Origin of the sequence: Aeromonas aquatica, assembly GCF_000764655.1 — a bacterium.
GTDB classification, from domain to species: Bacteria; Pseudomonadota; Gammaproteobacteria; order Enterobacterales; family Aeromonadaceae; genus Aeromonas; species Aeromonas aquatica.
On the sequence record NZ_JRGL01000115.1, the window covers coordinates 1 to 13403 of the forward strand.

The window sequence follows — 13403 nt, forward strand, 5'->3', positions numbered from 1 at the left end:
ACTGCCAGGCTCCTAATTACGGTCACAGCGATGTGATTGGTCGTGCAATGACGTCAGGTTGTTGCGGACAACAGATTTAGATAACGCACACAGTGTGTTCTTTACCGGTTAGTGTGCTGATATGGCTCAGTTGGTAGAGCGCATCCTTGGTAAGGATGAGGTCCCCAGTTCGACTCTGGGTATCAGCACCAGTTTTAAGTTAGTGATACAGCTTTTGCCTGACGGCAATAGCGCCGTGGAACCACCTGATCCCATGCCGAACTCAGAAGTGAAACGCGGTAGCGCCGATGGTAGTGTGGCATTCGCCATGCGAGAGTAGGACACTGCCAGGCACCTAATTAGAAGAAGCCTCCCATGCGGGAGGCCTTTTTGCTTTGGTGTTTTTTCCTGTTCTGATGGGTTTCTTTTAGTAAAAATGCTGGGCTGTCAGCATGTTGCCCGTTACTCTTGGACTGGGATTGTCGCGCGTCATCGCCAGAGGAGTATGCATGGCTACGTTGAAGGAAATAGCGCTGGAGGCGGGGGTTTCCCAGGCCACGGTGTCACGGGTGCTCAATGAGGATCCGACGCTGAGCGTCAAGGAAGAGACCAGGCAGAAGATCTTCGAGATTGCCGAGCGGCTGGAGTACAAGACCAGCAGCGCCCGCAAAGGGGTGCACAAGAGCAAGCTGCACTTTCTGGCGGTCTATGCCTACCCGCAGAGCACAGAGGTCAACGACCCCTACTATCTCGCCATTCGCTACGGCATCGAGACCCAGTGCGCCCGCTTCAACATAGAGCTGACCCATTTCTACAACGGCGCCGAGGGGCGTGAGCTCTCCGCCGTCGACGGCATCCTGGTCATCGGCCATCTGCCCGAGGAGCGCCTGGCTGCGCTGTATTCTCTTTCTGCCCAGCTGGTGTTCGTGGATTGCCGCTCCGAGGGGGAGTTCGATTCGGTGGACGTGGATCTGGCGCTGATCAGTCAGCAGGTGGTGGACTTCTTCATCGCCCAGGGGCATGGCCGCATCGGCTACATAGGTGGTCAGGACGAGGCACCGGATCTGCGGGAGCTCGCCTTCCTCGATTACGGGCAGCGGCTGGGGGTGGTGCGGGAGAGCGACCTCTATCGCGGGGACTTCTCCAGCGCCTCCGGCTATCGGCTGGCGAAGGAGATGCTGGCCGGCGACTGGCCCCGTGCCCTGTTCGTGGCCTCTGACTCCATCGCCATCGGCGTGCTGCGGGCGATCCATGAGAAGGGGCTGGCCATTCCCCTGCAGATCGAGCTGATCAGTGTGAACGACATTCCGACCGCCAAGTTTACTTTCCCGCCGCTCTCCACGGTGCGGATCCACTCCGAGTTGATGGGCTCCCAGGGGGTCAATCTGTTGGTCGAGCGGCTGCGCGACGAGCGGGAAGTGCCGCTGCGGGTGCTGGTTCCCAGCCGACTGACCCTGCGCGGTACCACTCGGTAGTTTTAGTAAAATTATCCCTCCCCTGTTGCTCCATATCCCTATGGAGCAACGGCCTTCCTCCCTCCTGCATTGACTCCTGCCATCAAGAAAAATATTTAAGTATTTGTTTTTAAATACTATGCATCTATCTCTTCCTGACCTCGCCAATATCCATGCCATTCAGGCAGACAGCCCCCTCTTTTATCTCCCGCTTCTGATCTCGCTCACAAATCCAGCCATCTTGTGTGATGGGGTTAAAACTTTACCGATTATCATCTGATATTTAGTAAATGTTTATCTAGAGTTTACCCAGTCAAAGTTGTCTTGTTCCGGGAGGACATGTGAATAACTGGGAAAACGTCCAATTCGTTGGTGAAAACAGGCTGGCTCCGCGCGCCTACTTCTTCTCTTATGCCGATCATGCGCTGGCAGCCACCATGCAGCGGGAGCTGAGCCGTCGCTTCCTCTCCTTGAGCGGCCAGTGGCAGTTCCACTACTTTGCACACCCCCTGCTGGTGCCGGAAGACTTCTATCACAGCCACATGAGCAGCTGGGGCCAGATAACAGTGCCAAACATGTGGCAGATGGAAGGGCATGGCAACCTGCAATACACAGACGAGGGCTTCCCCTTCCCCATAGACGTGCCCTTCGTGCCGGCCAACAACCCCACCGGCGCTTATCAGCGCAGCTTCACGCTGAGCCCGGCCTGGGACGGCGAGCAGGTGATCATCAAGTTTGACGGGGTGGAGACCTACTTCGAGGTCTATGTGAACGGCCACTATGTCGGCTTCAGCAAGGGGAGCCGCCTCACCGCCGAGTTCGATATCAGCGCCTACGCCAATGTTGGCGAGAACCTGCTGTCGGTGCGGGTGATGCAGTGGGCGGACTCCACCTATATCGAAGATCAGGACATGTGGTGGATGGCGGGGATCTTCCGCGACGTCTATCTGGTGGGCAAACCGGCCGCTCATGTGCAGGACTTCTTCATTCGCACCGCGCTGGCCGAAAACAATCAAAGCGCCACCCTGAGCAGCGACATCCAGCTGGAAAATCTGGGGGCGCCTGCCCCTGATCACCGCCTGGTCTGGTCGCTGCTGGATCAGGGCAGCGAGATCGCCAGCGGCTCGCTCGACAGTCTCGCCATCGACGGCAAGCTCGACTGCCGCTTCACGCTGGATCTGGCCAACCCCCATCTGTGGAGCGCGGAAGATCCTTACCTCTATCAGCTGCAACTCTCCCTCTACAACGGTCAGGGCGAGCTGCTGGAAGTGATCCCGCAGCGAGTCGGGGTGCGTGAAATCAAGGTCAAGGATGGCCTCTTCTACGTCAACGGCCACTACCTCAAGCTGCACGGGGTGAACCGTCACGACAACGACCACCTCAAGAGCCGCGCGGTCGGCATGGATCGGGTCGAGCGCGACATAGTGCTGATGAAGCAGCACAACCTCAACTCGGTACGTACCGCTCACTACCCGAACGACCCGCGCTTCTATGAGCTGTGCGACCAGTACGGCCTGTTCGTGATGGCGGAGACAGACGTGGAGACCCACGGCTTCGCCAACGTCGGCGATCTCAGCCGCATCACGGACGATCCCTTCTGGGAGCCGGTGTTCGTGGACAGGATCGAGCGCCATGTCCACGCCCAGAAGAACCACCCTTCCATCATCATCTGGTCCCTGGGCAACGAGTCCGGCTACGGCTGCAACATCAGAGCCATGTACCAGCGCTGCAAGGCGATCGACCCGACCCGGCTGGTGCACTACGAAGAGGATCGCGATGCCGAGGTGGTGGATGTGGTGAGCACCATGTATTCGCGCGCCTCCCAGATGAACTGCTTCGGCGAGTTCCCTATGCCTAAGCCGCGCATTATCTGCGAATACGCCCACGCCATGGGCAACGGTCCGGGCGGTCTTAGTGAGTACCAGCAGGTGTTCGACCGTCACCCCCACATTCAGGGTCACTACATCTGGGAGTGGTGCGATCACGGCATCCTGGATCAGGACGAGCAGGGCCGCCCGGTCTACAAGTACGGCGGCGACTACGGCGACTACCCCAACAACTACAACTTCTGCATGGATGGCCTCATCTATCCGGATCAAACCCCAGGGCCTGGCCTGCGTGAATACAAGCAGGTGATCTGCCCGGTCAAGGTACGCGCGCTGGATCTGGCGAGCGGTCGGCTTGAGCTGGAAAACCGCTACTGGTTCTCCAATCTCGACGACATCAGCCTGCTGGTCGAAGTGAAGGCAGAGGGCGAGCTGCTGGGAAGCCAGCAAATCCGGCTGGAAGGGGTTGCCCCCGGTGCCACTACAGAGCTGCAACTCGAATTGCCGCAACTGGATGGGCGTGAAACCTTCGTTCAGATGCGGGTCATCAAGGCCACCGCCACCCGCTACAGCCCTGCGGAGCACGAGCTGGGCCAGTACCAGTTCCAGCTGAAAGAGTCGACTCGCCAGCTGCAGCCCTTTGCCAACCCCAACGCCACCCCGTTGCAGATTGCCGATGAACGGCTCGCGCTGACCCTGACTGGTTGCGGCTTCGCCCTGCGCTTCTCGCGCCTCGACGGCAAGCTGGTGAGCTGGCAGCAGGACGGCATCGAGCTTATCGAGCGAGCGCCGCGCCTCACCTTCTTCAAGCCGATGATCGACAACCACAAGCAGGAGTACGAGAGCCTGTGGCACCCGAATCATCTGCAGATCATGCAGGAGCACTTCCGCAGCCTGAGCTGGCGTCAGCTGGGTGAGGCGGTCGAGGTGACGGTAGAGAGCCTGATCGCGCCGCCGGTGTTCGACTTCGGCATGCGTTGCCGCTACGTCTACACCCTGAGCCCGAACGGCCAGCTGCATGTGGCGCTCTCCGGCCAGCCCTACGGCGGCTATGACGACATCATCCCCAAGATCGGCTTCGAGCTGGGTATTCGTCAGGATCTCGATCGGGTGCACTACTTCGGTATGGGGCCGGGTGAGAACTACCAGGATAGCCGCCAGAGCAACTGGATCGACTGCTTCCAGAGCACGGTCGCTGAGATGTGGGAGCACTACCCCTTCCCGCAGGACAACGGCAATCGCCAGCAGGTGCGCTGGGCGACCCTGACCAACCGCCACGGCGAGGGCCTCTATGTGCGGCCCGATGCTCCCATCAACCTGAGCGTCTGGCCCTACAGCTGGGAACATATCCACGCCGCCCAGCACATCAACGAGCTGGAGCCCTGCGGTTATCTCACCCTCAACCTGGATCACAAGGTGCTGGGGCTCGGTTCCAACTCCTGGGGATCCGAGGTGCTGGACTCCTGGCGGGTGCGTTTCGAACCGTTCTGCTTCGGCCTGACCCTGCTGCCCATCGCCCGCGGCAACCTCAATCCGGCCGCCCTGGCCGGGCTCGATCTCAGCATCAGCGGCGGGAGGAACCTCGCATGATCACCCTGGATAACCTGACCCTGTTCAAGAACATCTACCGGGAGGGCAAGAAGTGGGGCCGCTGCGTGGAGGCCATCGACAACCTGCCTAACCTCAAGCCCGGCATCTGCCACTCCATCGGTGACTCCCTCACCTACCGCTTGCAGGAGGGGGCCAGCCCGGCTGGCACCCTGTTTGAGGGGCAGCGCCGCTACTTCGATATCCACTACTACCTGGAAGGGGAGGAGACGGTGGAGTGGGCCGATAAGTGTGGCCTGCAAACTGAATCGGCCTATGACGACACCACAGACCGCGAGTGGCTGGCCGGCGAGGTGCGCGAGCGCCAGCAGGTCGGCAACGGCCAGCTGGTGATCTTCGAGAACCATGAGGCCTACCGCTTCGTCGGGGATGGCGAGGTGCGCAAGCTGATCATCAAGGTCACGGTCGAAGGCGGCTACTTCAAAAACAAATAATCCGCCGCTGCTTTCGTATTGATAAAGCCGGAAGGGGCGGGGCTCACCCTACAACTAATGCCCCGCCCTTTCGCAGAGATAACTACAGGTCTGGAGATGGAAAATGTCAGATTCCAAGCGCAATACGATAGGCAAGTTCGGATTGCTGTCGCTCACCTTTGCGGCCGTATTCAGCTTCAACAACGTCATCAACAACAACATCGAGATCGGTCTGGCCTCGGCCCCCATGTTCTTTCTGGCTACTATTTTTTACTTCATTCCGTTTTGCCTGATCATCGCGGAGTTCGTCTCGCTCAATAAAAACTCCGAGGCCGGGGTCTATGCCTGGGTGAAGAGCTCCCTCGGCGGTCGCTGGGCCTTCATTTCCGCCTACACCTACTGGTTCGTGAACCTGTTCTTCTTCACCTCGTTGTTGCCGCGGGTGATTGCCTACGCCTCCTATGCCTTCCTGGGCTACGAATACATACTCACGCCGCTGGCGACTACTGGCCTGAGCATGATCCTGTTCGCCTTCGCCACCTATGTCTCCACCAACGGCGCCAAGATGCTCGGTCCCATCACCTCTGTGACCTCGTCCCTGATGTTGCTGCTGACCCTCTCTTACATTCTGCTGGCGGGCGCGGCCCTGATCGGCGGCGTGCAACCGGCGGACCCCATCACGGTGGAGGCCATGATCCCGGACTTCAGCTGGGCCTTCCTGGGGATCACCACCTGGATCTTCATGGCAGCCGGCGGTGCGGAATCCGTCGCCGTGTACGTGAATGACGTCAAGGGCGGCTCCAAGTCGTTCGTGAAGGTGATCATCATCGCCGGCATCTTCATCGGCGTGCTCTACTCCGTTGCCTCCCTGCTGATCAACGTCTTTGCCCCCAGCGACACCCTGAAATTCACCGGCGGCTCGGTGCAGGTGTTCGAAGGGCTGGCCTCCTACTTTGGCCTGCCAATCCTGCTGGTGAACCGCTTCGTGGGTCTGGTCTCCTTCACCGCCATGTTCGGCTCCCTGCTGATGTGGACGGCCACCCCGGTGAAGATCTTCTTCTCCGAGATCCCGCCCGGCATCTTCGGCAAGAAGACGGTCGAGCTGAACGAGAACGGCGTGCCCGCCCGGGCGGCCTGGATCCAGTACCTGATCGTGCTGTCGCTGATGCTGATCCCGACGATCGGCTCCAACACCGCCCAAGACCTGATGAATACCGTGATCAACATGACGGCGGCCGCCTCCATGCTGCCCCCTTTGTTCATCATGCTGGCTTATCTGAACCTGCGCCTGAAGCTGGATCACCTGCCACGGGATTTCAAGATGGGCTCACGCACCACCGGCATTGCCGTGGTCTCGGTGCTGATCGCCATCTTCGGGGTGGGCTTCCTGGCATCCACCTTCCCGACCGGCGCCGACATCCTGACCATCGTCTTCTACAACGTGGGCGGCATCGTGATCTTCCTGGGCTTTGCCTGGTGGAAATACAACAGATACGAAGCCTCTTTGAGCGAGGAGGCGCGGGTGAAAGAGGCCCAGCCGAGCGCCCAGGTCTCCGTCCCGGCGGCATGAGTGTCGTCTTTGTTCCACATCAAACCGGGTGGCCGATGGCCACCCGCCACACCAGATAAGGAAAGGGAAAAAACAATGAGCGAGGTGATCGAGTTTGCCGAATTCAAGCGGGTCGAGATGAAGGTGGGCAAGGTGCTGGAGGTGGTGCGCCATCCCGGTGCCGACAAGCTCTATATCGTTCAGATAGACGTGGGTGGCGAGCGGCCGCTGCAGACGGTCACCAGCCTGGTGCCCCACTACAGCGAGGCGGAGCTGCTGGGCAGCCAGGTGGTGGTGCTGACCAACCTCAAGCCCACCAAGATGCGCGGCGAGCGCTCCGAGTGCATGTTGCTGTGCGCCGAGACCCCGGACGAGAGCCAGAGCGTGCTGCTGCAACCTCGGGTGCCCATGGCGCCGGGCACTCCCATCGTCTGATGGCCGATAGTGCATATCTCTGCCGGGCGGATCAGGACGGCCCGCCCGGCCATAACAAGAAACGAAAGGGTCCGGCCATAGGCCAGGACGGCACACATTCAGAGTCAAAGCGTCAGCTCATGAAGCGGCGTGATCCCATTGGAGGACATATGTCTGATTCAGTACGCGGCACCATAGGCAAGTTTGCCCTGTTGTCGATGACCTTTGCCGCCGTGTTCAACGTGCGCAATATCGTCAACAACAACATAGAGCTGGGGCTCAGCTCGGCCCCCATCTTCCTGCTGGCCACCCTCGTCTACTTCATCCCCTTCGTCTTCATCATCGCCGAGTTCGTCTCGGCCAACAAAGATTCCGAGTCGGGGATGTACGACTGGCTCAAGAAACCCCTCGGCACCCGGATGGCCTATCTGGGATCGTTTCTCTACTGGTTCGTCAACCTGTTCTGGTTCGTCTCCCTGCTGCCGAACGTCATCGCCTACGCCTCCTACGCCATGCTGGGGTATGAGTACAGCTTCTCGCCGACCGTCACCTCGATCATCTCCATAGCGCTGTTCGCGGCGGCGACCCATATCTCCACCAAGGGGGCGAGCTGGCTCGGCAAGATTGCCGAACTGGTGGCCTACGGGGTCTTCGCTCTGTTTGCCATCTATGTGCTGGGGGCTCTGATGGCCCTCGGCGGCGACCATGTGGCGGCCCAGCCCATCACCCTGGAAGCCATGACCCCGACCGTCAACTGGGCGACGCTGGGCATCATGTGCTGGATCTTCCAGGCGGCAGGCGGTGCCGAGACGGCGGCGGCCTACCTCAATGACGTCAAGGGCGGCCAGAAGTCCTTCATCAAGGTGATCATCATCGCCGGTGTGGTCATAGGTGCCATGTATGCGCTGGGCTCCCTGCTGGTGAACGTCTTCGTGCCGCGCGAAAGCCTCACCTACGCCGGCGGCATGGTGGAGATCTTCACCGGCATGGCCCAGTACTTCGGGCTCTCCGAGACCCTGGTCGGCCGCGCGGTCGGGGTGGTGCTCTTCATCGCCATGTTCGGCTCCATGATGATGTGGACCTCGGCGCCGGTGAAGATCCACTTCTCCGAGATCCCCCAGGGGGTCTATGGCGACAAGACCACCCAGCTCAACGAGCACGGGGTGCCGGTGCGCGCCGCCTGGTGGCAGTTTGTGTTCGTGTTCGTGATGCTGGTGGTCAACGGCTTCGGCTCCGAGTCGGTGCAGCAGATGATGAACACCGCCATCAATCTCACCGCCGGTACCGCCATGCTGCCGCCGATCTTCATCATGGTGGCCTACTTCGTGTTCCGCTGGAAACACGACGACACCCCGCGGGACTTCCGTATGGGGTCGCGCACCTTCGGCATGGCGGTGGTGTCGGTGCTGATCCTCATCTTCGTGGTGAGCATGAGCGCCTCCGCCTTCCCGGCCGGGGTGGATCTGGTGCGCGCCTTCTTCATCAACGTCTTCATGACGGCCGTCTTCTCGGCGCTGGCCTATTGGTGGATCTCCCGCTTCGAGAAGCGCCAGGCCCGCAAGCTGGCCGCCGGGGGCAAGGCCGGCGGCGATACCCTGGCCCGGCAGATCTGAGTGCCGACTGTGGTGCAGCGCGGGTGGCCTCTGGCCACCCGTTTTTTTGTCTCCTCGCCTGCCATGGCCGCCCTGGGTGTTTAGTTTTAAAGCGCGAAAAACCAACTTGTTTAATTTCACTAAATGCTTGGGGCCGTCGCTCAACTTTGCGCCTCCCTGTGTTCGGGGTAAGCTGGGGTTTCGTATCGAGGGTCGCCGTCAGAGGATGGCCCTCCTGTGCCCTGTCGTCCCCCATCCGGTGCGGGACGCGCTTTCCCTGGAGACTCCCCGTGCGTCTGGATCCCTTTACCTCTGTGCTGATTCTGGTGGTGGCCCTGGCCTCCTTCTTCCCCTGCGAGGGCCAGGTGGCCGTCTGGTTCGCGCTGCTGACCAAGCTGGCGGTGGCGCTGCTCTTCTTCATGCATGGTGCCAAGCTGTCGCGCCAGAACCTGCTGGCGGGGCTCGGCCACTGGCGGCTCCACCTGGTGGTGATGGCCAGCACCTTCCTGCTGTTCCCGCTGCTGGGGCTCTTGCTCACCCCGCTGGTGCCCCAGTGGCTGAGCCCGGCCATCTATCTGGGCTTCCTCTATCTGTGCGCCCTGCCCGCGACAGTGCAGTCGGCCATCGCCTTCACCTCCATGGCGGGGGGCAATGTGTCGGCGGCGGTGTGTAGCGCCTCGGCTTCCAGCATTCTCGGCATCTTCCTCTCGCCTGTGCTGGTGGGGCTGATGATCAATGTTCAGGGGGAGGGGGTCGACACCTGGCACTCCATTCAGGCCATCATGGTGCAGCTGATGCTGCCCTTCGTGGTGGGCCACCTGTCGCGCCCCCTCATCGGCCGCTGGGTCGACAGCCATCGCCCCCTCATCGGCAAGCTGGATCAGAGCTCCATACTGCTGGTGGTCTATGTGGCCTTCAGCGAGGCCGTGGTGCAGGGGATCTGGCATCAGGTGGGTTGGTATGACTTGGCCAGCATAGTGCTGCTGAGCTGCGTGCTGCTGGCACTGGTGCTGGCTTGGAACGTCTGGATCAGCCGCCGCCTCGGGTTCGAGCGGGCGGACGAGATCACCATCGTCTTCTGCGGCTCCAAGAAGAGCCTGGCAAACGGGGTGCCCATGGCCAACGTCATGTTCCCCGCCGCCAGCGTCGGGGTCATGGTGCTGCCGCTGATGATCTTCCACCAGATCCAGCTGATGGTGTGCGCCGTGCTAGCCCGCCGCTATCGCGAGCAGGAGCCCCTGCCCCAGGTCCAGGAGGGATAAGCCTTTGGGCAAAAAGAGAGGGAGGCCATGGGCCTCCCTCTTTGCATTCCCCGGCTGGGCGCCCTCAGCGTTTGCGCCAGACGGTGAGCTGGGCCACCGTGTGCTGGTGCTTGCGGGCGGTTTCGCGGATGACGAAGGGCACGTCTCTCGGCGGGCACAGCTCCTCGAACTCCGCCGCCAGCAGCCGTTGCAGCGCCTGATGGGTGGAGAGGGCCTCACCGTTTTCCCGGATGCCGCCGAGCCAGTTCGCCTTGGGGGTGTAGTCGGTCAGCCAGGTGTAGGGGCTGGTGAGCACCAGCAGGCCGCCGCTGCGCAGTCTGGGAGCAATGTCCCGCAGGAAGCGGGCGGGCTCCCGCAGCCGGTCGATCAGGTTGGAGGCGAGCACCAGATCGTAGTGGTCGTACTTGGGCTTGAGGTTGCAGGCATCCCCCTGGCTGAAGTGGACCCGTTCGGCCTGCTCGCGGCCGAGATCATGGCTAGAGAGGCGCGCCTCGCAATACTCCACCAGATCCCCCTCCAGGGGCAGGGCGTAGCGGAAGCTGTCCTGGCTGGCGAGGGCGAGCGCCACGTCGATGAAGCGGGCCGAGTAGTCCACCCCGTCCACATGCTGGAAGTGGCGGGCCAGCTCGAAGCTGGCGCGGCCGGTGGCGCAGCCGATGTCCAGCGCCCGCTCATGGCGGCTGCACAGCTCGCTGGCGAGGCTGGCCAGGGTCTGGGCGTAGTTGGCCACCCCGAAGTGGGTCGGGCCGTACTGGAAGTCGAGGTATTGCGCCACCAGGGCGTCGGTTTCATAAGGATTCACTGTGATGGCTTCCTGATAGCGTGAGACCAGATAGCGGAAGCCCGCATGCTGGAAGAAGTGGCGGCGGAAGGCGTAGCGGGACGACTTGAGCGCCTCGTTACCTGTGCTTATCCAGCTGCCGCCCTTGATGAGGCTGTGCTTGCCATCGAAGGTGGGGGTGGAGAAATCATCGTAGAGCGGGTGCACTTTGAACCCCTCGAAGCCGTCGATGGCGGTGCTGGTCCACTGCCAGACGTTGCCCACCAGATCGAAGAAGTCGCCCTGGGGGCAGGCATCCACCGGGCAGGAGGAGGCGAAGCGGGCCAGGTTGATATTGCCGGGGGCTTCCAGCCAGTCCGGCTGATCCCCGGGCAGCAGCTCGCGCAGCAGCATCCACTCCCCCTCGCTCGGCAGCTGGATAGGCAGCCCGGTCTGGGCCGCCTTCCAGCGGCAGAAGGCGGCCGCCTCCAGCTGATTGACCTCGGCGGGCCAATCCCAGGGCAGGGGGATCTGCTCTGTCATCAGCCGCAGTTGCAGTTGCTCGGGCTCGTTGGGGTCGCCGACCCAGAAGCTGGGCATGCGCGCCTTGGCATACTGGCACCAGCCCCAGCCCTCGTCGTCCCACCAGGCCCGGGTCTCATAGCCGCCCGCCTGCACGAACGCGAAGTACTCGGCGTTGCTCACCAGCATGCGGCTGGCCTGGAAGGGGGCCAGCTCTATGTGGCGCTCGCCATATTCGTTGTCCCAGCCGTAGGTGGCGTCCTGCTTGCCGAGGCGCACTCGACCCCCCGCCACCGGCAGCAGGCTGTTGGCGGGCACCTGGTCGCGTCTGTGGCGGGCCTGGGTACAGGCGGGCCAATAGGGCTGCGGCTGCACCCAGGCCAGGGGCAGCTGGCGGATCAGCACGCTGGAGGTCTCCAGGTGGATGCGCTCGTGCTCTATCCCCATCAGGATGACCCAGGCCGGGCTCTGCCAGTCGATGGGCAGTGCGATCGGCATACGTTCGATGAAATCACACACCAGGGCGCGCACGCGGCCACGGTAGGCGCGCAGTTCGGCCACCGCAGGCCAGTCGTAGTGGGTCTCGTCCAGATCGTCCCAGCTCATCTCGTCCACCCCTATGGCCACCATGGCCTCGATGCGGGGATCGAGGCGCCGGTCGATGAGGTTGGCCGCCAGCAGCTTGTTGACGAAGAAGGCGGCGGTGTGGCCGTAGTAGAAGATGAGGGGGTGGCGCAGGGGGATCGCCTTGTTGAACCAGGCCCGCTCATCGGCCAGGCAGTCAAACAGGCTGTCGTAGAGGTCGAAGGTCTGACAAAAGTAGTCGAGCAGCTCGCGGCGCTTGTGCTCGGGATCGTCGCCGCCGAGCAGCGGGGTGCGGGTCGTGGCTGGCAGGCCCTCTGGGTTGGCGAATGGATGGCTGACTTGGGTCACGCTCTGACTCCTTGTTGGCAGTGACAAATGCTTCGGTGGAGAGCTCTATACGCACAAGGTATCACTATTGGCGCAATAGACCGGCGCGACAACCAAAAACTACGATGGTCTGCCGGCATGAGATGCCGATGACAGGCCTGTCTCATCCCCGTTTGGGGATGGTCAGTTTTGCCAACATATGGTCTAAATGACGCCGTTTAGCAGGATGGTGATGGCGTCAATATCAGTAATCTTGATGAAAATCATAGCATTGATGATATGGCATGGGGTTTGCCATCGTGATGGCAATAGGCCGGATGTGGCCATAACACAGGGGTGTCGTGATGAAGTGGATGATGGGAGCGATATTGGCCCTGGGACTCGGCGGGTGCAGCTGGCCGGATGTGACCCGGGTGAGTGGAACCGGGGATGTGATCGAGCAGCAGCACGCTTTGGGCCAGCAGGTGACCCGGGTGCTGGCCGGGGTGCCAGCCCATATCCATCTGGTGGCGGGGCAGACGAGCGGGATCCGCATCAAGGGGCAGGAGAACCTGCTGCCCTATCTGGTGCTGACCGAGCGGGGCGACAAGCTGGAGATTGAGCTCAAGGATGGTTATCGGCTCGATCTCTCCGAGCCCATCGATATCACCATCACCCTGCCCAAGGTGAAAGAGTTGGCGCTGGCGGGCCTGGCCCGTGGCGATCTGGGCGGCTTCAAGGGGGATGAACTGGTGCTGTCGGTGGCAGGCCTGGGGGATATCGTCGCCAGCCAGCTAGAGCTGGATCGACTGGAGGGCAACATCGCCGGCGCGGGCAACCTGGATCTGGGGGAAGGTTCGGCCAGGGAGATAGAGCTGAACATCGCCGGCGCCGGCGGCGTGATGGGGGCCGGACTGCAGGGGGAGAAGGTCGAGGTCAATATTGCGGGCAGCGGCGACGTGGAGGTGCGAGCCAGCGAACTGCTCAAGGTTGGCATCGCCGGCTCGGGATCGGTCAATTACTGGGGGGATCCTCGACTGGAGAGCGAGATTGCCGGCTCGGGCGCCGTCTCCCGGGAAGGGAGCTAAGTATTTCGATCGCAGTTAAAAAAACAGGCCCCCTGAAGGGCCTGT

9 protein-coding genes, 1 tRNA gene and 1 rRNA gene are annotated in these 13403 nt (G+C 61.7%); 10 read left to right on the forward strand and 1 reads right to left on the reverse strand.

Annotation, left to right across the window (positions count from 1 at the left end; translation table 11 throughout):
• Window positions 1-115 precede the first annotated feature (115 nt).
• From LG30_RS0114190 to LG30_RS0114230, 9 genes are all read left to right on the forward strand, one after another.
• A tRNA-Thr gene (locus tag LG30_RS0114190) sits at window positions 116-191 on the forward strand.
• Window positions 192-217: 26 nt separating this feature from the next.
• Window positions 218-332 (forward strand): 5S ribosomal RNA (rrf, locus tag LG30_RS0114195).
• Between the two features lie 156 nt (window positions 333-488).
• The gene (gene ebgR, locus LG30_RS0114200) at window positions 489-1454 is read left to right on the forward strand and encodes a transcriptional regulator EbgR (RefSeq protein ID WP_033131351.1); all 966 of its coding nucleotides are present in this window, start codon (window positions 489-491) and stop codon (window positions 1452-1454) included.
• Between the two features lie 320 nt (window positions 1455-1774).
• A complete protein-coding gene (ebgA, locus tag LG30_RS0114205) occupies window positions 1775-4849 on the forward strand; it encodes a beta-galactosidase subunit alpha (RefSeq protein WP_033131352.1) in 3075 nt (1024 codons plus the stop codon).
• Window positions 4846-5301, forward strand: a complete 456-nt coding sequence (locus LG30_RS0114210; protein ID WP_033131353.1) for a beta-galactosidase subunit beta — start codon at window positions 4846-4848, stop codon at window positions 5299-5301. Before ebgA ends, LG30_RS0114210 begins: the two co-directional genes overlap by 4 nt.
• Before the next feature lie 103 nt (window positions 5302-5404).
• On the forward strand, window positions 5405-6850 hold the full coding sequence (locus LG30_RS0114215; RefSeq protein WP_033131354.1) for an amino acid permease: 1446 nt from the start codon (window positions 5405-5407) through the stop codon (window positions 6848-6850).
• A gap of 75 nt (window positions 6851-6925) precedes the next feature.
• The gene (locus LG30_RS0114220) at window positions 6926-7264 is read left to right on the forward strand and encodes a tRNA-binding protein (protein ID WP_033131355.1); all 339 of its coding nucleotides are present in this window, start codon (window positions 6926-6928) and stop codon (window positions 7262-7264) included.
• A 149-nt stretch (window positions 7265-7413) separates the two neighbouring features.
• Window positions 7414-8856, forward strand: a complete 1443-nt coding sequence (locus LG30_RS0114225) for an amino acid permease (protein ID WP_033131356.1) — start codon at window positions 7414-7416, stop codon at window positions 8854-8856.
• Window positions 8857-9125: 269 nt separating this feature from the next.
• Window positions 9126-10097: a bile acid:sodium symporter family protein gene (locus tag LG30_RS0114230; protein ID WP_033131357.1), complete on the forward strand. Its 972-nt coding sequence runs from the start codon at window positions 9126-9128 to the stop codon at window positions 10095-10097.
• A gap of 64 nt (window positions 10098-10161) precedes the next feature.
• On the opposite strand, the gene ovoA is transcribed toward LG30_RS0114230, so the two are convergent.
• Entirely contained in the window at window positions 10162-12312 is a 2151-nt protein-coding gene (gene ovoA, locus LG30_RS0114235; protein WP_033131358.1) for a 5-histidylcysteine sulfoxide synthase, read from the reverse strand.
• A gap of 323 nt (window positions 12313-12635) precedes the next feature.
• On the opposite strand from ovoA, the gene LG30_RS0114240 reads away from it, so the two are divergent.
• Window positions 12636-13358, forward strand: a complete 723-nt coding sequence (locus LG30_RS0114240) for a head GIN domain-containing protein (RefSeq protein WP_033131359.1) — start codon at window positions 12636-12638, stop codon at window positions 13356-13358.
• Window positions 13359-13403 lie beyond the last annotated feature (45 nt).